This window comes from Alkalimonas mucilaginosa (assembly GCF_036327005.1).
GTDB classification, from domain to species: domain Bacteria; phylum Pseudomonadota; class Gammaproteobacteria; order Enterobacterales; family Alteromonadaceae; genus Alkalimonas; species Alkalimonas mucilaginosa.
This window is the reverse complement of the sequence record NZ_JAUGZK010000011.1, coordinates 19,828-40,353: the sequence shown is the minus strand read 5'-3', so window position 1 is coordinate 40,353 and position 20,526 is coordinate 19,828. Positions and strand designations below refer to the sequence as shown.

At 51.0% G+C, this 20,526-nt stretch carries 17 protein-coding genes; 6 read left to right on the top strand and 11 right to left on the bottom strand.

The genetic code is table 11. The annotated features are described in order from the left end of the window. Positions 1-152: 152 nt before the first annotated feature. Positions 153-857 carry a pirin family protein gene (locus tag QWF21_RS13655; protein ID WP_330088604.1) on the top strand — a complete coding sequence of 235 codons (705 nt, stop codon included), beginning with the start codon at positions 153-155 and terminating at the stop codon, positions 855-857. A gap of 43 nt (positions 858-900) precedes the next feature. Continuing rightward, a complete protein-coding gene (locus QWF21_RS13650) occupies positions 901-1,812 on the top strand; it encodes a pirin family protein (protein ID WP_330088603.1) in 912 nt (303 codons plus the stop codon). Positions 1,813-1,833: 21 nt separating this feature from the next. Here the strand turns inward: QWF21_RS13650 and QWF21_RS13645 are convergent, their stop codons facing one another. Genes QWF21_RS13645 through QWF21_RS13635 form a run of 3 tightly spaced genes read right to left on the bottom strand, consistent with a single transcriptional unit; the run spans position 1,834 to position 6,882 of the window. Continuing rightward, entirely contained in the window at positions 1,834-5,010 is a 3,177-nt protein-coding gene (locus QWF21_RS13645; RefSeq protein ID WP_330088602.1) for an EAL domain-containing protein, read from the bottom strand. A 4-nt stretch (positions 5,011-5,014) separates the two neighbouring features. Continuing rightward, positions 5,015-5,395 (bottom strand): response regulator, encoded by a 381-nt coding sequence (locus QWF21_RS13640; RefSeq protein ID WP_330088601.1) that lies wholly within the window; start codon positions 5,393-5,395, stop codon positions 5,015-5,017. Continuing rightward, positions 5,392-6,882, bottom strand: coding sequence for a PAS domain-containing sensor histidine kinase (locus QWF21_RS13635; RefSeq protein WP_330088600.1), 1,491 nt, complete (start codon positions 6,880-6,882; stop codon positions 5,392-5,394). The genes QWF21_RS13640 and QWF21_RS13635 overlap by 4 nt, the downstream gene beginning before the upstream one ends. Before the next feature lie 238 nt (positions 6,883-7,120). Here QWF21_RS13635 and QWF21_RS13630 point away from each other — a divergent pair, with 238 nt between their 5' ends. Continuing rightward, the gene (locus QWF21_RS13630; protein ID WP_330088673.1) at positions 7,121-8,197 is read left to right on the top strand and encodes an FAD-dependent oxidoreductase; all 1,077 of its coding nucleotides are present in this window, start codon (positions 7,121-7,123) and stop codon (positions 8,195-8,197) included. A gap of 188 nt (positions 8,198-8,385) precedes the next feature. Here QWF21_RS13630 and QWF21_RS13625 read toward each other — a convergent pair whose 3' ends face one another. Continuing rightward, positions 8,386-8,562 carry a DUF3012 domain-containing protein gene (locus QWF21_RS13625; RefSeq protein ID WP_330088599.1) on the bottom strand — a complete coding sequence of 59 codons (177 nt, stop codon included), beginning with the start codon at positions 8,560-8,562 and terminating at the stop codon, positions 8,386-8,388. A gap of 301 nt (positions 8,563-8,863) precedes the next feature. On the opposite strand from QWF21_RS13625, the gene QWF21_RS13620 reads away from it, so the two are divergent. Further along, the gene (locus QWF21_RS13620) at positions 8,864-8,992 is read left to right on the top strand and encodes a diguanylate cyclase domain-containing protein (protein WP_330088598.1); all 129 of its coding nucleotides are present in this window, start codon (positions 8,864-8,866) and stop codon (positions 8,990-8,992) included. A gap of 31 nt (positions 8,993-9,023) precedes the next feature. Here the strand turns inward: QWF21_RS13620 and QWF21_RS13615 are convergent, their stop codons facing one another. The 5 genes from QWF21_RS13615 to QWF21_RS13595 form a co-directional block, all read right to left on the bottom strand. Beyond that, complete coding sequence (locus tag QWF21_RS13615) at positions 9,024-10,667, bottom strand: toxin-antitoxin system YwqK family antitoxin (protein ID WP_330088597.1); 1,644 nt, start codon at positions 10,665-10,667, stop codon at positions 9,024-9,026. 17 nt (positions 10,668-10,684) lie between these two features. Further along, on the bottom strand, positions 10,685-13,009 hold the full coding sequence (locus tag QWF21_RS13610; protein ID WP_330088596.1) for a hypothetical protein: 2,325 nt from the start codon (positions 13,007-13,009) through the stop codon (positions 10,685-10,687). Positions 13,010-13,205: 196 nt separating this feature from the next. After that, complete coding sequence (locus tag QWF21_RS13605) at positions 13,206-13,949, bottom strand: ABC transporter permease (RefSeq protein WP_330088595.1); 744 nt, start codon at positions 13,947-13,949, stop codon at positions 13,206-13,208. Beyond that, complete coding sequence (locus tag QWF21_RS13600) at positions 13,946-14,872, bottom strand: ABC transporter ATP-binding protein (protein ID WP_330088594.1); 927 nt, start codon at positions 14,870-14,872, stop codon at positions 13,946-13,948. Before QWF21_RS13600 ends, QWF21_RS13605 begins: the two co-directional genes overlap by 4 nt. Then, on the bottom strand, positions 14,872-15,822 hold the full coding sequence (locus QWF21_RS13595; RefSeq protein ID WP_330088593.1) for an alpha/beta fold hydrolase: 951 nt from the start codon (positions 15,820-15,822) through the stop codon (positions 14,872-14,874). The genes QWF21_RS13600 and QWF21_RS13595 overlap by 1 nt, the downstream gene beginning before the upstream one ends. Positions 15,823-16,005: 183 nt before the next feature. Here QWF21_RS13595 and QWF21_RS13590 point away from each other — a divergent pair, with 183 nt between their 5' ends. Both QWF21_RS13590 and QWF21_RS13585 read left to right on the top strand, forming a co-directional pair. Next, positions 16,006-17,085, top strand: coding sequence for a sensor histidine kinase (locus QWF21_RS13590; protein ID WP_330088592.1), 1,080 nt, complete (start codon positions 16,006-16,008; stop codon positions 17,083-17,085). Further along, complete coding sequence (locus QWF21_RS13585; protein ID WP_330088591.1) at positions 17,082-17,678, top strand: response regulator transcription factor; 597 nt, start codon at positions 17,082-17,084, stop codon at positions 17,676-17,678. The genes QWF21_RS13590 and QWF21_RS13585 overlap by 4 nt, the downstream gene beginning before the upstream one ends. A gap of 192 nt (positions 17,679-17,870) precedes the next feature. On the opposite strand, the gene QWF21_RS13580 is transcribed toward QWF21_RS13585, so the two are convergent. After that, on the bottom strand, positions 17,871-19,493 hold the full coding sequence (locus QWF21_RS13580) for a methyl-accepting chemotaxis protein (RefSeq protein ID WP_330088590.1): 1,623 nt from the start codon (positions 19,491-19,493) through the stop codon (positions 17,871-17,873). Between the two features lie 322 nt (positions 19,494-19,815). After that, a complete protein-coding gene (locus tag QWF21_RS13575) occupies positions 19,816-20,439 on the bottom strand; it encodes a LysE family translocator (RefSeq protein ID WP_330088589.1) in 624 nt (207 codons plus the stop codon). Between the last annotated feature and the right edge of the window lie 87 nt (positions 20,440-20,526).

Genomic DNA, 20,526 nt, shown 5'->3' with positions numbered 1-20,526 from the left:
CAGCGCTGATAAGTTAGCCTGCATCTATTCAATAGTAACGAATCGGTAGTAACCAATCGATTGTAACGAACAAATAGTTCATTTTTATCCGATATATACTGGCAGCCAAGCCAGCTAAAGTAGCAGGGTGTAAAACACTATGGGAGCACCTTATGTTTGAAATCATCCGAAGCCATGAGCGGGGGCGAGCCAGTTTTGGCTGGCTGAAAAGCCGCCATACCTTTTCCTTTGGCCACTATTACAACCCACAGCAGATGGGCTTTTCCAAACTGCGGGTGATTAATGACGACAGAGTGGCAGCTGGGGCCGGCTTTGATACCCATGGTCACCGCAATATGGAGATCATTAGTTATGTGCTGCAGGGCGCCATTGCTCATAAAGACTCAGCCGGCAATGAGGAAGTGCTGCCAGCCGGTGAATTTCAGTTGATGAGCGCGGGCCGGGGGATTTACCACAGCGAATACAATGCCAGCCCCAACGAGGAGTTGGCGTTTTTGCAAATTTGGATAGAACCCAATCAGTTCGATGGTGCTCCTGGCTATCAGCAAAAATACTTTGGCGATCAACCGGGCCTGACCCCGGTGATCACGCCGGATGGGCGTGATGGCACCTTACAAATCAGGCAAGATGCCAGCGTGTCGCAGTTACGGCTGAGTGAGCAGCAGCAACTGCAGCTGCCGATGCAACCCAATCGGGCCTATTACCTGCATCTGATCGCCGGTGAGCTCAGCCTGGCCGGCGAACAACTCCAGCCAGGTGATGGTATCAAGCTGATGGATCAGTCAGCAACACCCGCCATCGCCAGCTCTGGGCCGGTTCATGCCTTGTGGTTTGATTTGCCTGGCCTTAGCACCTAAATTTAAGCAACGCTGTGCACAAAGCCCAGCAAGTGAGGATGGTATGAGTACAACAGACAAACAGCCGGAGTCCGATTGCAGCATACGGCACGGCTGCGCCGCTATCGAGCTGATTATCGACCCAAAGCCAAAAGATCTGGGTGGATTCTCTGTCCGGCGCAGCCTGCCGGTGCGTGAACGGCGCAGTGTCGGCCCCTGGTTATTTTTTGATGAGATGGGTGCAGCTGAATTTGCCGCTGGCAGCGGCATCAATGTGCGGCCCCATCCGCATGTGAATCTGGCAACCGTGACCTATCTGTTTGAAGGTGAGATTTTGCACCGCGATTCGCTGGGAAGCTACCAGGCCATTACCCCGGGAGCCATTAACCTGATGGTGGCAGGCAAAGGCATCGTACACTCCGAGCGGGAACGACCAGAAATCACCGCTCAGCCGCACCGGTTGCACGGCCTGCAATTATGGATGGCGCTGCCTGAAACCGATGAAGAAATTGATCCAGCCTTTTACCACTACCCGGCCAGCAGTATCCCGGGCACCCTGGTCGATGGCGTTCCAGTACGGGTGCTGATTGGCTCGGCCTATGGCCTGACGTCACCGGTCAAAACCTTCTACCAAACCCTGTACCTTGAAGCTGAGCTGCAAGCCGGCCAGAGCCTGCTGCTGCCAGACTGTGCAGAGCGCGGCCTGTATCTGGTATCCGGCCAGGTGCAGCTGCAAGACAGCCAGTTGCAGGCCCGGCAGTTGATGGTACTTAAAGCTGCGGAAGGTGTTCGCCTGACCGCTACCGCACCAAGTCGCCTGGCACTGATTGGCGGAGAAACCATTGGCCCGCGCTTTATGGAGTGGAATTTTGTCTCTAGCCGCAAAGAGCGTATCGCGCAGGCAAAGCAGGACTGGCAACAAGGCCGCTTTCCCAAGGTCCCGGGGGATGAAGAGGAGTTCATTCCTTACCCATAGTGGTTGCTGTAAAAACGGACATTACAGCGCCAGCTTGGCACCTTGCGACAACAGTTGACCGATGTCCCTGGCAGGTATCGGCTTACTGAACAAATAGCCCTGCATTTCATCGCAATTAAGCTCACGCAACAGTGCCAGTTGCTCCCTGCTATCGACCCCTTCAGCCACCACTTTCAGCTTCATATTGTGTGCCATGGTAATGATGGTGGAGACAATCATCCGCTCGGCTTGATTCTCCATCATTTTGAGCACAAAGGAGCGATCGATCTTTAAGGTATCCAATGGCAACCGGGCGATGTAGCTAAGTGAAGAGTAGCCGGTACCAAAGTCGTCAATCGCTATGGTTACACCGAGTGCACGCAACTGACCAAGCTTTTGCTGACTGTCGGTCACATTGCCAATCACTACACTCTCGGTGAGCTCTAACTCCAGCAGGTTGGTCGCAGTATCCGGTTGCAGCATCTCTTCAAGATACCCGACAAAGTCACGCTGACTAAGCTGTACCGCTGAAAGATTGATTGCCACTCGAGGGACGCTAATTCCTTGTTCGGTCCAGTTTTGCAGATCCCGTAGCGCTTGCGTTATGACCCAGTTGCCAACCTCCAGGATCAAACCGGTCTCCTCCAACATCGGGATAAACTCAAAGGGAGCCACCAGCCCGCGTTCAGGGCTCTGCCAACGAATTAATGCCTCCATCCCCACAATGGCACCGGTTTGTAAACTCACTTTGGGCTGATAAAACAAGCGAAATTCAGCATGGTCCAGGGCCCGGCGCAGTTTGTTTTCCAACTCCAGCTTTTGCGCCACCTGCCTGGACATCTCCTGATCAAAAAACAGATAGGGCACCCCTTTAAACTTGGCTTGTTTTAATGCCAGCTCTGCATGCAGAAATAGCGACTCAGCATCCTTGCCATCGTCTGGGAACAAAGCAATGCCAATACGGTGCGATACCACCAGCTCTTTGTGCTCCAAAATAAATGATTGCCCTAATGCCCGTTTGATCGGGCCTTCAATCAAGCGAGCAATTTCATCTGCACTTCGAACATCCGGCAATGCCAACGCAAAAAGATCCGGTCCTACCCTGGCCAAATCCACTGCCTGAGGCACACACTGCTGAAGACGCCGCTTCAGCTCCAGAATCAAACCATCTCCCGCTTGCCGCCCCAACGCATCATTGATTTGTTTAAAGCGGACAACATCCACAATCAGCACCGCCAATTGCTCATCTTCCCGCTGTGCCGCTTGCAGCCATTGCCCCAGTCGTTCATGGAATAAAAAACGATTGGCCAGTCCGGTCAGCACGTCATAATGCACCAGATAATTGGCTTGTTCTTCTTTGGCAATAAACTCCAGAGCAAAAGAGATATCATGTGCCAACTCTTTAAGTAACGCTAATTCCGTTTTATCGAAAAAACCGGTTTCCTGAGCATAAAGTACAAAGAGCCCAATAACCTGATCCTCAATAAGCAAAGGCAAAGCTATTTCAGAACCATAATCAGCACGAACCCGGTACAAGGGTGATGGCCCCATCCGTGGCAACAAAGCCACATCATTGCAAAAAGCAATTTCTTTACTACCAAGGGCCTGCGCCATCACTCCAGCAGGTAAAGGGCACAGCTGCCCCTGCAAAGCAAACACTTGCCGGCGCCGGGCCGAACTGCTAAAACGCCCTTGAAGGGCCGTGAGCCGGATTGCTTTACTGTTCGGCTCCCAATGGCCAATCCAGGCCAAGTCAAACTGGCCATGTTGCACCACGATCTGACAAGCTTCCTGGAACAGCGCTTCGCGATCATGTTGCCGCACTATAGTGGCATTAATTTGGCTCAAAACAGCGTACAACCTGGTGAGGCGGGCAATCTTTTCTTCGCTTTCTTTGTTGCTGGTAATATCCTTGGCAATACCGGCAAAGCGATACAACTCGCCTGCAGTATTAAATACCGGGAAGCCCCGATCGTGGATCCAGCGTATCGAACCATCGGGCCGGATGATCCGGTACGTGGTATCGTACTCCTGTTGTTCTTTCTCGATATCGGGCAACAACTCATTATCATCCGGATGAAGCCTTAACAGCGCATCCCGGGATTGCTTTCCGGCCTCTGGCCTGGGTTGCTGCCAAATCGCTTCGTAAGCCGGGCTGATGTAAATACTCTGGCCCGTCTCAACCGACACCAGCCAAAACACATCGTTGATGTTTTCCGCCAACTGGCGGAAACGTTCATCCTGCTCTTGCAACTTTGCAAACAAGCGGCTGTGCTCATACATTCGGCCCGCCTGTGCTGCCAAAATACTTAATAGCTGCTCATCTTCATCATTAAATTCATTGGCTGCCAGGCGGTTACCAAGGCAAATCCAGCCATAAATCTGTGTCGGCGAGGCAATAGGCGCCAGTAAAAGCGCATGCATGGATGGATAAGAGGCAGGTAACCCGATGGCAGCCGCCTGTCCGGATGGATTGGCGAGTCGCCTGGGTAAGCCATCACGCAGTACTTGATGAAAGCTATCTGACAATTTGGACTCGGCAAAGTCACTGGCCTGCGGTTCAACCGCCATCCCACTGGCTACCAGCGCCGGCGAAGTGTCAGCCGATTCCGCCGGCAGATACAAAAATGCAATGCGGGCCCCGATTAACTGCCGGCTTTGGTGACACAGCGCATCCAGCAAGCGCGCCGGATCACGCTCAGAGGCAAGCTGCAGGTTGATCTCAATCAGTGCCGCATACCGCTGGTTGGCTAACCCCAGCGAATCAGCCATGGTCTTTAATTTATCCGTCATCAAGCGCAAATGTTGCTGCTCGAGCTCCTGAGGCTCAGCGCACACTGGTTGCTCGCCAACATCCTGCAATACGCTTTCTACCGTATCCAGCAGCATCTCAGGCTCCGCCGGCTTGGTTAGCACCGCCAGCACACCACATTTTTTAGCCAAATCCATCGCAGCTTGTTCATGGTAACTGGCGGTATAAAAGATAACACGCGTTTGCGCAATTTCAGGATGGGCGCGCACTTGCTTTACAAACTCAAAACCATCCATCACCGGCATCAGCACATCTGCAATCACCAGATCCGGCCGCTCCTGTTGTACCAGTTTCAGGCCCTCACGCCCATCACTGGCTGCCAGCATGCGATATCCACGGTATCCCAGTAAAGTCACCAGTAATTCGCGACCGTCCGGATGATCATCTACTACCAGGATGCAGAGCATGACGCTACACCTTCCCTTTGACTAAAAACTTTTCCGTCTCCTGCACAAAGCTTTCAGGCTCAATGGGCTTGCTAAAATAACCATCAAAGCCAGCCTGCAAGATCTTTTGCCGCTCTTCGGGCATCACCGAAGCCGTTACAGCCAGAACCGGAATATGCTGCAGCGCCGGCTCCTGCTTGATGCGCTGAACCAGCTCATACCCATCCATATTCGGCATGCGCACATCACTGATAATCAGATCCGGACACTGCTGCTTTGCCATCAGCAAACCAGCCACTCCATCCGTAGCTGTAAATACCTGATGCGCTCCCAGTTGTTGCAATAAATACACCATCAGTTCCAGATTGGCCTGGTTGTCTTCAATCACCAGAATGCGCGCACTCATAACGACACTCCCTGTAACCGCAGGGTAAAGATACTGCCTACTCCAGGCTGGCTCTGACAGTGGATTTCTCCCCCCAGCAGTTCAGCCAGTTGTTGGCTTAAATGCAGCCCAAGGCCAGTGCCTTCCTTATCGGCGTTATTGGTGAGGTTTAATCGGGTAAAGGCAGAAAACAAGTTAGCCTGATCTTCGCAGGAAATACCGGTGCCACTATCCTGCACGCGGATCTCAACCCACGCAGCGCCGGTCTCATCACAGCCAGAAACGGTGGTGATTCGTACTTGTCCTTCCTCGGTAAATTTAATAGCATTGTTCATAAGGTTCAGAATAATCTGATGCAAAGCCCGTCGATCAGCCAGTACCAGCAATGGCTGCTCCGGTAACTCAGAGCTTAGTTGCAACGCCTTGCGATCTGCTGCGGGCTGCAAGGTATTCAACACCTCCAGCACAGTATCGCGGCAATCCAGCGTCTGCAGTTCAACACTGATCTTACCGGCGCTGATTTTAGCCAAATCCAGCAAGTCGTTGATCAAGGCTAGCAAATGCCGGGCGCTGCGTTGGACGGTATCCAACTGCTTTTCCTGTTCTGCAGTCAAAGGCCCTGGCAGTTTCATCAACAAAGTACCGGTAAAGCCAATAATGGCATTAAGAGGCGTACGCAACTCATGGCTCATCACCGCTAAAAAGCTGTCTTTGGCATTGTTGGCCCGTTCAAGCTCTTTATTCTTACTGTGCAGCTCAAGCTCCACCCGCTTGCGATCGGTGATATCACGGATCGCACTCATCACCAGTATGCCTTCTTCTGTTTGTAACGGGCTCAGGCTGATTTCTACCGGAAACTCGTCACCATTTTTCCGCACACCATACAGCTCGAGACCCGCCCCCATTGAGCGGGTGCGGGGTGAGGTAAAGAAATCCGAGCGATGCCCAACATGCAAGGAGCGGTAGCGCTCTGGTAGCAGGCTCTCCACGGCCTTCCCCAGCAACTCGTCCCTCGACCAGCCAAAGGCCTGTTCAGCCTGGCCATTGGCCAACACAATACGACCAAAAATATTCACCATAACAATCGCATCCGGGGTTGAATCCAGTAAGTCACGATAGCGTGCTTCCAAAAACTTGGTATCCCGACGGGTTTTCAGGTGGGTCACGTCTTTTTTATTGGTGAGAATAAAAGCCAGTTGCCCATCGTCCCGATGCACAGCACGCATTGAAATATTCAGATAGAGCAGAGCACCATCTTTGCGTACCCGGTAAGATTCGTAAGCGGAAACTTCTTCGGTGCAGGCTCGCAGCAGAGTATTGCGTTCCTCTGCCAACAAATGCGCAGGGACTATCAGCTCGAATATCGAACGACCCAGGCTTTCAGCTTCGGAAAAACCAAATGTCGTTTCGGCCCCCTGGTTCCATTGCAGCACCTCGCCATCGGGTGAAAGGGCCACCAATGCATCCGACGTTGTTTCGGCGATCAACCGGTAGTAATCGTTTGACATAAGCAAAACTTTTCCATGTTTGTCAGTCCATTGCTGAATGAGCGCTGGTAAAAACTGAGTATAGATACCCCCCCCGTAACCACCCGACGAAAAACTGATAAATTTACAACAAATATTCGTATCTGAAAGCATCCCCCTTGCCCGGACATGAATTGCCAGCCATGATGATATGGCCAAAACTATGGCGACCCACAACAGCCTGGGTGTGACGTCGGGCAAGATACAGGATAAGAAAATCATGCGCATTGCAGTGATCGGTGGTGGCATTAACGGCTTGTGCACGGCCTGGCAATTAGCGAAGGCCGGCCATCAGGTACAGCTGTTCGAGCGTGACGCACTGATGCAGGCGACCAGTCGCGCTTCTTCCAAGCTGCTGCATGGTGGCCTGCGTTATCTGGAGCAAGGTGAGTTCCGTCTGGTGCATGAAGCACTAAAAGAGCGTCGTTGGTGGCTGGATCATACCCCGCAGCTAACCCGACGCTTGCCCTTGCTCTATCCGCTTTACCGCCAAAGCCGTCGCACACGCTGGCAACTGAAAATCGGCCTTATGTTGTATGATTTATTTGCTGGCCGCAAAGGCATTGGCCGCCATCGCTGGCTAAACCCGACACAAACACTACGCTGCTCTCCGCAATTACAATCAAATGGTTTAAAAGGCGCTTATTTGTTTTTTGATGGCCAGATGGACGATTACCAGCTAGGGCTTTGGGTCGCCGCTCAGTGCCGTCAGGCAGGGGTTGATCTTGTGGAGCATCAACCGGTACTGAAACTAACAACGAGCGGCGAGCTACAGTTAAACACCGGCTGGCTATCCTTTGATCGCATCATTAATGTGGCAGGGCCCTGGAGCGAAGCTTTGCTGCTGCAATCCGGCTTGCCGGTGCAACAACCACTCGATCTGGTGCGAGGCAGTCATCTGCTGCTGCCTGGCCTGGGCCGCTACGGCCATATGCTGGAAGTTCCAGGTAGTCGTCGCATCGTCTTTGCCCTGCCCTACAAGCGGCACTGCCTGCTTGGTACCACCGAAGTTCGGCAACAGCTGCACGAGCCGATTGCCTGCTCCGAAACCGAACGGGATGAATTGCTGGCAGTGTACAACCAGTACTTTCAGCCGCAGGCCCAGGTAGCTGATATTCTGGATAGTTTTGCGGGCGTGCGGCCTTTATTAAAAAGCAGTGCCGATAGCAGCCGTGCCAGTCGGGAATACAGCCTGCATTGGCAACAAAAGTTGCTCACTGTCAGCGGTGGTAAATGGACCACAGCCCGGGCTTTGGCCCGGCAGGTGCTGACACAGGTGCAACACTCTGCAAGCTAAGCATGTCTGATGCACACAGGTTATGATAAACAGTGCTCCTAAGGAGAAGCTTGATGCACTCTGTATCCTTTATCCGGAGAGGAGCGGCTTTTTCCATGGTACATTGCTCCCGAGCATGACTACGGCCGAGGATTACTCAATGCATGAAACGCCAGCCAACAGCCACTTAGCTGCTGGCTGATAGTGTATTAATCGTCAGCTAAAAAACAATGCTCTATGTATGCTTCGCCATCGTTGATACTCCATTCGCTTTGAGGTTTAGCTTCCATCGCTTTACACCACTTTGATGAGCCTACTGCCGGCGAGCAGCCAGCCAAGGCCAACAATGCGCTGCTTAACATCAGTATAACCAGTACCTTTTTCATTTCATGCTCCTTCTTCAGGGCTAATAGATCTTTACCAGAGGAACTCCGGTAACGCTCTCATGCACCAGCAACCGCTTCTATTCAGGCCGCCGGCCTCACTCATGGCCGCTACCTGCGTCTCTGAATCAGCTCTTGCGCATCTTCCTTAATGATTTTTATATCGCAAAGAACATGTTGCAAGCCTGGTCAGGTGCGAGCCGATCTTAAATGCCGTTAACCGGCGCTTAGCGACGATGATTCCTGTTGCAGTGGTTAGAAGCCAACATAGCCGGGGGCAAAGCCCCCCGAATTTCAGGCTGATTTGGACAATTTTAACCCGTTTAACGATGGTAATGGCCACAAAGCGGGCGATCTTGTGTTGCAGGATGTAGCGAAATGCTGGCAAGCCAGTATCGGCATCAGCCCCTACCCAAGCAACGGGCAGGGCTGACTGTACGCAATGAGTGAAGGATCCCTACGCGCTAGTAGAACTCATCCGGATCGTCCAGTATTTTTTCTTTCACAAACTCTCCATTCTGGTATAGCCGCAACATCATGGGGGATCCTAAAAAGTACCACCACTCCTCACCATGCCTGACCGCCTCTTTATAGTCGATCACCGATAGCAAGGCGCCATTTTCTTCAAACCGGAACTCACGCCCATGCAACTGCCCCTGGTTGTTAAAGTGCGAGATCCCAAGAAGGTAGCCATTAGCAGAGTAGCGACGCCACTCCCCGACTTGAACGCCTGCTGTATAGTGGCCTTCCAACCTTGAGACGTCACGATAACCTTCACTGATCTTCCAGAAACCATCCCGTTCGCCATCGACATAGTGCCCTTCACTGACCAGTTGACCGTCCCGATAGGCGAGTACAGCACCATGTCGCTTGCCGTGATGGTAGTGCTCATGCAGCAACAGTTGATCATCCGCATCCAGTTGCTTACGCTCACCATGCAAACGTCCCTCTGCATCGTAGAACTCATAAAACTGGTCTGTGCCAAGGTGTTGATACCAGTTGCCAATGCGTTTGCCATGGTCAAAAGTACCACTGACCCGAACCTCTCCGTCCGCATTTACCTCTCGGTAATCACCATGACGCTGCCCTTCAATATAATAAGCTTCAGTGTAACCTCTGCCCCGCTGAGCAAGAAAGGAACGCCCATGTCGTTTACGATTCAGGGTCTGGTGCCACTCCGTCAACTCACCGTCACTAGTATAGCGTTCACTTCGATACCACTGCTTATCGTCGCTGGTGGTCGTGCGTCTGGTTAACTGCCCGGACTGATTGTATTCTTCTGTCACCGTTGCCGGTCCAAAATCAGCCTGCACCGGCTCCATGTTACGCTGCATGCTGCCATCCTGGCGGAGGGTACGCTCTATCTGCACTTTGCCGTCCTGATCAAAGAGCTGATAACGGCGCAACTGACCATTGGCATACCAGAGTTCGTGCTCACCTACTCGCTGGCGATGCTTGTACTCACCCCGGCTCTTGAGCTGGCCATCATCAAAATACTCTTCCACCACACCATCCACCTGGCCATTGCGGTAGTTGCGCTGCCGCATCAGCACGCCTTCCTCATTCCAGAGCCGACTCACCCCCTCCCGATTGCCGTCAACATAGTTCACCTCGACACGCAGCTCACCATTGGGGTGATAACTCAGGTCTCGGCCATGTCGTTTGTGATCCTTTACTTCTTGCTTACGCTGTAAACTGCCATCTTCAAAATAAATGGTATAAATGCCATGCACTAGGTTATCACGGTAAGGGATCTTGCGGTGCAGCTTGCCATTTTCATGGTAGGTTTTCACTATGCCTTGATACCGGCCTTGCTGATCGCGACTACCTTCCTGCAATAATTGTCCTGATTTAAAATACAGCCGATAGTCACCCACCTGGGTTGCCTGGCTAACATCTTTGTGATCAATAAAAGTTTCATAACGCAGCTCACCAGACAGATAATTAACCCGCATCCGATAGCCTTCGGCCAGCTCACTGATCTCTGCCAGCACATAGCTGGCTTCAGCTTCATCGACCGGACGCATCTGGCCATCCAACCATACAGACCCGGCTGCAACGAATGGACTGCTCAACAATAAAACGATGGTAAAAACGATCCCTTTCACAATTCAAAGTCCTCAGATTAATCCTGGTAGGCCACCTGCGACGACGGTAAGGCCGGAAATTGGTGCACCCACTCGCGCACGATGCGATCACCAGAGGCTTCCAGCTTTTCAACACGATTTACCCGCCCGGCAATACGCAGCATGCCCTCTTCGGTTACAAAGTCGAGCAAACGAATATCTGCTAGCTTAACTCCTGGTTGACTGGCAAAACCCGGTGGTGGTACCAGGCTTAACGCTTTCTGCTGAGTATCCAAAAAACGAAACAGACGAAGTAGCTCAATCAGCTGCATGTCGGCAAATGCTTCTTGCCAGTTTTCCCCCAGCAGGGCTGAAACCGGAACCAGCCAATTTTGCTCCCCCAAGTCAAGATCAAACAGCTGCCACTCGGGCTGCCCTGCGCATTGCAAACGCACAACGGCGGTATGGTCATAAAAGAAGTTTCGCACACCGTCTTCAGTGGCTAGTTGATACACCACTTCCAGGGGTAATTGCGAATCCCGTCGCATAAAGCGTTGACGTGGTTCATGTGGCAACCAGACGATCCGGCGCCCTGCTTCCTTGATGTCTGCAGTTTGCTCCAAGGAACACAAAGCGGCCTGCTCATGACTCAATACCATGTACAACTGGGGACGCTCAAAGTCCTGTGGTGCAAGGTCGTGCAGTTCCTTCAGCTCGAATACGGGTCCTGTTAATGCGAAGTCGGTTACATTATCCTCTTCTGGAAACAGGTAGACACTAGTCAGGGGTTCCAGCTCAACAGTGCTTAGCGCAACATCCGGATTGTAAAAACGGATCTGCTTTTCTTCCAGTGACTGATCCTCTATCCGATGAGCCAGTAGCTGTAATTCATTGGGTCGCTCACCTTCAAAATACAGCGTGTGGCTAAGAGGGAAATAACCGCTAGTGACTATCGCCATTAATCGTCTGTTCCCATCCTCCAGCCAATCAGGCACATTGGCTGCTTTCATGTGTTCCACACTTCCGCTATCCGGGCCAGTAATGCGAGTACTGAAAAAAACATTTTTCGCCTGTTCCAACCTGAGGTGATAGACATCAGGCTGCTCAGTTGGCGTAAGTACCGCCCGGGCCTCACCAAATTGGACAGATGTTTCCGAGTCTTTCACCGGTAAGCGAACGATGTTGTGGGTCATAGCAAAGCGCTGTAATCGGGCTTCAATAAATGCGATCTGTTCAAGCTTTGGCACCACATCCTGCCAGCCTAATGGATAAATATCCGTGTGGGTTTGTACTGCTTTAGTCTCTGAAAACGCGAAACTAAGGGCACCAACAGAATGCCAGTCCAGCTCTATCGGATTACCAGCCTGATCATGCGCCTGCAAATTATCCACTTCAATATGACCCAGTTGGAACATATCAAAAACACCATGATTGTATTCCAGAGTAATTTTGTCGCCATTACTCTGGATACTGCCACTACGCCCCGGAAACACCTCAGCAGAGCTTGGCATATCCAAAGCAGTCAAGTCATCTGGCAACGCCCCAATATCTGCTGGCATTTGATAATCCGCCGAATAGATAAAGTCCAAATCGAAACCTGACTTCCAATCATCTGGCATCACAGCAGCCACGACCCGTACACGCCCCTCAGCAAACTCATGCTGCAGTGGCATATCCATGACCACAGCAGAACGTGTCAGCAAACCAGTGCTTCGCTCTAGCTGAATAACGCCATACAACTTGACTTCATCGTTCTCGCCCTGCAACGACAAGCCAACCTGTTGGTCGTCCAGCGACTCCACCGTTAAAGTAATCTCCGGCAACAGTTCAACCGCCGGCATCTGTTGGGTAGCCCCAAGCTTTAACGCTATACCATTGCTGTAGCCAGGCCGGCTCAGCTCATCCTGAAGCAGTTGGCGGATGGGATCAAAGCCAGAATCATCGGCATCTTCAATTTCATGGTGCACAATGAAATCCGTGACTTCACCGCTTTTTTTATCAATGACGGTGCTAACACCCGCCTCCAGGAAAGGCCATATTTTCTTTTGCCGGTAATCAGGTGTATCCAGGCTGCTGAAATTACCGTTACGAAAGCGCACCATCATAAAACGTGGGCGCATCAATACATCAAAACTGGCAGCCTGCTCGGTTACATCGTAATCCATAATCATATGGCTGTAGATCCGCTCAGAGCTGGAACCAAAAGAGTTGCTGGCTTCAATGTATGTTTCGCTAAACATCTGGTAACGGCGCTGTTCTCCGTCTTCAGGCTGGAAAGTCAGGTGTTTGGGCCGATCAGAGCAAGCCTGTACGGCCAAAGCACAACAAAAAATGAAAAGGATACGATAAACGGTCAACTTAGCTCCCTGCAAAATAAGTGTCATGTGTGAGTCAATGTATAGGATACCGTTGCTGGTCACCATGCTCAATGGCGGAAGGCCGCAGAAAGCTGAGCCGCACCTATCACAAAGCTGTTGATCGTGTTCAACTCTGGGTCCTGAAGCGGCTTTGGAACTGGCGGTGGCCGCAGATATAAAAACAACACGAACAATAAGGCAATCAGCACAGCGACTCGCAGCTTCATGATTTTTCACCGGACAGGCGATTAAAGGAAGCTATAGCCAACATACCAAGTACCAGGCTAGTCACAAGAAGTAGCAACAGATGCAACCAGACTGCATGCCCTTGCCCCATGCCGATCACGCTCAAGCCAATTTGCGATAAATGATAACTGGGCCATAACCAACTGGCTTGCTGTAACATCGCTGGTAACAGATGAATGGGCAACCAGAGGCCGGATAAAAACGCCATTGGTAAATACAGTAAGTTGACGACGCCGGGAGCCGCTTTATCGCTTAATGTTAAGCCAAGAATCAACCCTATCAGGGCAAACGGCAGTGTACCCAGCACTAAGATGACCGCAATCAATAGCCATTGCCCGCTGAGCAACCGTACGCCGCCGAACAATGCAGCGATACTAAACAGCAGCAGAATAATCAGCAGCGAAAATACCATGGAGGTACTGAGCTTCGCCAGCAAATAGGCGGTAATCGGCATAGGGGACAGTCGTTTCAAAGTGAGCCAGCCATGGGCGCGGTCGCTGGCAATATTCATGGCAAAATTAAACATGGCCGGACCCATAATGCCGAAACAACCATAGGTCACCAACATATAAGCGCTGTTTGCGCCCGAACTCAATACCACACCAAAAAACAGATAAAACATCAGTGGAAATGCCAGTGACGGTATCACAAAGCCAGGAGTACGCAAGATACTGAGCAGATCGTACCAGGCTTCTTTTTGATAGCTGATTCGGTGATTCATCCGGCTTGCTCCTCATCATGGGCAGGGCTCTGAGTGAGTTGCAAAAAGGCTTGCTCCAGAGCTACCTGACGCACCTCGAGCTGGCTGACCGCACTATCCTGATTCAGTAACGCTTTGACGGTTTGTTCCGCATGACTGCTATGCAAAGTAATAGTGTTATTGTCGCGGCTTAGTGTCAGCACAGCGGGCAGCGCCCTTAAGGTGGTATCATCCAGTGCGCTGCTGCATTGAATGACTTTGTAGTGCATTAAGGCTTTCAGTTCAAACGGGCTGCCATTGGCAATGATCGCTCCCTGATGCAACACCAGAATACGATCGGCCAGTTGCTCGGCTTCATCCAGATAATGCGTGGTCAGTACCACGGCTACCCCTTGCTGCTTCAACTGCCTTATCTGTTGCCACAAATTGCGCCGGGCTTCAACATCCATGCCCAGGGTGGGTTCATCCAGCAACAGCAATTGCGGTTTTCCAGCCAAAGCCAGCGCAAACAACAAACGTTGTTTCTGGCCACCGGATAAACGGCCAAAGCGTTGATGACTGTGTTCTTCCAGCCCGGCCAGTTGAACCAGTTCAGTCGGGCTATAGCCATTTGCATAGTAGCTGCTGAACAAGTCGCACTGTTCCAGTACCGTTAAGTTGGCGCTTAAGCTACCAATTTGCATCATTACGCCTAACTTCTGACGTAGCTTAGGGCTTCGTACCAAGCCTTCTTGCACCTGACCAAACAGGCTGACCTCACCAGAGTCAACCTTAATCAGCCCCAAAACAGCTGAAATAAGAGTAGTTTTGCCAGCACCGTTTGGCCCCAGAATGCAAAGTATTTCACCAGCTGTCAGCTCCATTGTGACGTCAACCAACACCGTTTTTGCGGCATAACGTTTACTCAACTTTCTGACTTGCAGCGGCAGCGATTGCTCATCCATCAGTGGCCTCCTGCCATATTCTCCATCAGAAATTGCTGGATTTGCTTATTCAGCCACAAGGGCGCATCAGCCATAATGAAATGCTTCGAATCAGCGGCAAAAGCAAAGCGGTGCAGCGCTGTCGGCGCATTTGCCAGTTGATCTTCATAGTTAGCCTGTACCTGCTCTGGCGTGGTATAGGGAGCACCACTTTGTAAGGCGCCAAGTGTTAGCACCGGTACCCGGATAGCCGAAAGCTCTGGCCGTAAGTCAGCTTGCATTAATTCCCCCATAGCCCGGCCGCTCGTCATACCATCGGAACGGGACATGTCGTTGACAATGCGCTGATGCCAGCTTTCGTTATTGGCCATCCCTTGAGCCATGGCCATGGGGTCAAAGCTCGCTGGTGCTGCCGGCTGATTTTCGGATACAAGGTCGGCTGTATTGTCATTGGTGTTATTGGCTGCCGCCTGCGCAAACAAAGCACCTAGTGCCGGTAAACCATCCACGTTAATGGCTGCGCCAATCTGCTCCGGTGCTCTGGCTGCCAGCGCCAGTGCGAGGTAACCACCCAGTGAATGGCCAATAACCGCCGGCTTCTCCAGTTGTTGGCCGGCAATATACTGCAAAATGGCTTGCTGTTGCGTTTGCAAATACCCCTTTTCCCAAGCGTCGGCAGGCAGTGGTTTTACCCCGGCAAAGCCAGCTAAGGTCAGAATATGTAGCTGATAATTATTTTTTAATGCTTCAACCGTGCTTTGCCAAACCTCACCAGAAGAAGCCAGGCCCGGAATTAAAATCACCGCAGGCCCCTGCCCTATAACAGTGACCTCGAAGCAAGCACAAGCTTGTTGCTGCTGCACAGCAGGCGTCGCGGCAGACAGCGCCGCTTCAGCAGGCAGGCTGAGCAAGCTACCGGTTAAGCCTAATAGCAATACCAGCTGGCGTACGGAAGTATTTAACTGTTTCATGGTGCTTTCCTCAGTTGTGATTCATGTCAGTAAGGTCAGCTTAAGTGACAATGGCAGCCTATACAGGTAACGGATGTCACCAATAGTGGCTGACAATTGCCATGCCGTCCTATGACATTTGTCACTGGCACTCCACTAGTGGGAGTGATTACACTAACAGCCAGCGAACCGCCGGAGTTATCCATGATGCCAAACGACAAACTGCCTCAAAAGATGAGTTGGGCCTATCTGGTAAACTTAATTTTTTACCTTATTCCGCAATTTACGGTGAAGTTTGCTCTATGGCAGTACCTGGCTATGACGGTGGCATTAGTACTGTTTTTGCTGTGTTATTTTTGGGCCTATCGTTGTCACCGCAGTGAAATGCACTGGCCTATTTTAGGGATCTTACTAGTGGCTACCATGATTACACCGATAAACCCAGGTTCAATTTCGATGTTTTCTTTCGCTGGTTTTTTCATCGGCTACGCTAATCGCTTGCGCCGTTACTTACTGTCTTTAGCGGGGCTGGTTAGCCTATTGATAGTATTAAACTTCGTATTCACCCTTCATTGGCCCTACTTTTTGCATTTCGGCATTCCTGTGGTGATGGCGGTAAGTTTCCTCGGTTGGACGGAGCAGACACATGTGCTACAGCGTCTGGCAAAACAACAAAGCGAAGACGAAATTAAACAACTAGCAGCCATGGTGGAACGCGAACGTATTGCTCGTGACTTGCATGATATTCTTGGCCACACCTTATCCAGTATCATTTTAAAAGCTGATCTGGCAGAGAAGTTACTGAGCCATAAACAAACAAACGAGGCACAACAGCAACTGACTGAATTAAGCCAGGTAGCTCGAGATGCTCTAAGCCAGGTGCGTCAAAGCGTTTCGGGGTACAAACATCAGGGGCTAACCACGGAAGTAAGTAAATTACTTAGCCGGTTACGAGACGCCGGTTTTCAGGCAGAACTTACAGGCGATTTGCCGGAGTTGAGTCGCCGACAGGAAACCGCTGTTATTCTTGCCCTGACAGAACTGGTTACTAATGTGATCCGCCATAGCCGTGGGGATTACTGCCAACTGCAATGTAGTCAGCAGGCTGACCAGCTAACGATCAGTCTGACCGATAATGGCCATTGCTCAGCAGTACACGAAGGCAACGGCATCACCGGTTTACGCGAGCGATTGGCAGCACTTGGCGGCTCACTCAATTTCTCCCTGACTGGAGGCGTCTGTGCCTGTATCAAATTGCCCCATAGTGATGAGAGTACCGCATGAATATTCTTTTAGCAGAAGATCAAGCCATGATCCGCACCGCACTTGCCAGCTTGTTGCGTCTGGAAGCTGGTTATCAGGTCACAGAAGCAGCTGATGGTAAAGCAGCCTTGGCCCTGTTAAAACAACAAGCGTTTGATTTGCTGCTCAGCGACATTGAAATGCCAGGTTTAACCGGTATCGAGCTGGCTCGGCATGTACAGCAACACAAGCTCGCCACTAAGGTGATTATTATTACCACCTTTGGCAGGGCTGGTTATGTCAAACGTGCGATGGATACAGGTGTTGGTGGTTTTTTATTAAAGGACGCGCCGGTAGAGCAACTGGTGCAGGCCATTCATCAGGTGATGGCTGGCAAAAAGGTGGTCGATAGCGAACTACTGCTTAACTCATTGGGAGAACAAGACCCACTTTCAGAGAAAGAGCGGCAGGCACTGCGACTGGCGGCAGAAGGCAAAAGCAGCAGCGAAATTGCCAGTGCACTCTATGTTGCCGAAGGCACAGCACGTAACTACTTGTCGGAAGCCATCAGTAAGCTCAATGCCAGTAACCGTATTGATGCAGCGCGTATTGCCCGGCAAAAGGGCTGGTTGTAGGTTACTACCTACAAAACATAGGCGATGAAAGCTCTGTTTGCACAGTAAAATAGCGAGGTGCTGGAGCAGTTATTGCGAACGGGTATTGCAACTGAAGCCATGGCGGAATGGCGGCCACCACATAATAAGCTAAAACCTTCCGCCAGCCGAGGCTGGCGGAAGGTTTCGCTGCAACGCTTACGGCGTAATAATCTAGATACGAAAGTGACGAACCAACTCACTTAATGATTGTGCCAACCGAGCCAGCTCTGCACTGGATGCCTGAGTTTCATTTGCCCCCGCCGAAGTTTGTGTCGATAAGTCGCGAATATTGACCAAATTACGATCCACTTCACGAGCAACCGTTGCTTGCTCTTCAGCAGCACTGGCAATCGTCAGGTTTTGCTCATTAATTTGCCCTATGGCCTCGGCAATAAGCTGCAGTGCTTCACCAGCCTGCTGGGCAATCTTTAATGTTTCTGTTGCTTTCCCGCTACAACCGCCCATGCTCTCCACCGTATTATTGGTTTCTGCCTGCACGGCATGCATCATCCGCTCAATTTCTTTAGTCGACTCCTGCGTACGGTGCGCCAAAGCTCTCACTTCATCGGCCACAACCGCGAAACCGCGGCCGCTCTCCCCCGCTCGGGCTGCCTCTATTGCTGCATTCAGTGCCAGTAAATTCGTTTGCTCGGCAATAGCACGAATCACATCCAGTACGGAGCCAATATCTTTCACCCGCTCTGCCAGTGTCTCAATCCCATGGCGCGATGATTGCAATTCTTGATCCAGCGCTTGTATGGTTTGAATGGTATGATTAACCCGCTCTTGTCCCTGACGGGCTTTTTCATTGGCCGTTTCAGAATCCCGCGAGGTAGCGGCTGCACTGCGGGCAACCTCTTCGATGGCAGTCGTTAACTCAGTGACCGCGGTTGCCCCCTGCTCCAGCTCTTCACTTTGCTGGTGCAAAGTACGACTGGATTGCTCAGTAACGACACTAAGCTCTTCAGATGTGGTAGCCAGTTGCGAAGACGAATGGTTGATTTCATTCACCGTCTTACTTAGCTGCTGCTGCATCTGGGCCATGGTTCGGATCATCTCACCCGCTTCGTCTGGCTCATCATCATGAAATTTCTGATTCAGTTCTCCTGCAGCAATTCTTTGACTGATCAAAACTGCTGCCTGCATTGGTCTGATTAAACTTCGGCTGAGCAACAGGCCGAGTATCGCAGCAACAACGACTGCGATACCAATAATGACCATCATGTTCATATTAGCAAGCTCAATACTGCGGACTGCACTTTTAGCCTGCTCGGTTGCCGTAATTTGTTGATATTTTGCTACTGCAACCAGCGCATCGGTTACGCTTCGCGCAGCATCATTGATACCCTGATGACGGAGTTGCTCTGCTTGATCCAACTGACCTTGTTCAATAAGCGCTATCAATTGCCGGTGCAGCTGATCGTATTGTTGTTTGGCATTCACAGCTTGGCTAAAAACCGCATTGCCCGCTGCAGTTTGGTGAAATTCAGCAGCACGATCTGAGGCCTGCTGATAACTACGCATTGCATCTTGCAATGTCGCCATCCGTAATCGGCGATCAGCCTCAGAGTTGGCATACAGTACATTAAGAGTGTACAAACGAATTAATAAAAAATCCCGATTCATATCCCCAACCAGCAAGGAAGCGGGCAGTCGCCGGTCTGCAATATTTTCAAGATTAGCTCCCGTTTCAGCGAAGCGAATCTTTGCTACCCCACCAACCACAATACTTAATAGCACCATTAACGTGAAAACTATAGCAAGCCTCTTACCAATCTTAACCTTCCTCAACATAAAAACCTCACGCTATCAAACTTCCATTTAAATGAATGTATCTTCTACCGTAGCTAATTGATGCGCAGAACAAATATTAGCCACAACTAACTTTAGCCTACTGATTTATTAAAGCAAAACAATGCCTTATTTTTATAACGAATAGCCCCGACTGAACAGACAACCTCAGTTGCTCAATCACGGACTAAGTGATGCCTATCATTACGGTAGAAGTTCTCTGCGGAAAGTGACCTGCTATAACAGGATAAAGCAGTGAGCCTTGCAAGCTATCTAGCTTAGGGAATAAAAATCCAGCAACAATGGATAAGCCAACTGCCGGTGGCTACCCCAACAGCATCCACAATGCCACGCCAAACATCAGGCTGGCACCGATACGGTTTAAGTACTGAATACGATTGGCTTTGCCAAAGAAAAGTGCCAGTGCTTTGCCCCCACTGGCATACAACAACATCGACATGAACTCCAACACCAGGATAATAACCACCAGGATCAGCAATTGTGGCCAGAATGCCAATTGGCTATCAATAAAGGGCGGCAGTAATGCCATATGAAAAGCCCAGCCCTTGGGGTTAGCCACTGCGGTAATAAACCCCTGGCTAAACAAAGTACGTCTGGGTATTAACTGAGGTACCAGCCCCGCATGCTGTAAGGCCAGTTTCCCTTTGGCTTGCCACATTTGCAGACCAATGTAAGCCAGGTAACAAGCACCAACAACTTTAAGCCATTGAAATACTGCTGGGAACTGAAGCATGATAGCAGCCACCCCACAGACAGCCAAAATTGCGACCAATGCTACGCCCAGCATTTCACCCCACATCATCCAGCAAGTACGACGCACCCCCTGGCTCATGCCCAAAGTCATCGCCAGAGTCATGCACATACCCGGTGTCACCGAGACAAACAAAAATGTCGGAATAAAAACAGCCAACAGGGCCAGATTCACCATAGCAACCTCAGCAACGGAACAGCGCTATTCTGGCGACTTGTACGCAAGGCAGCAACAGGCTTAATCAGCGATTTTAGTCAACTGAGC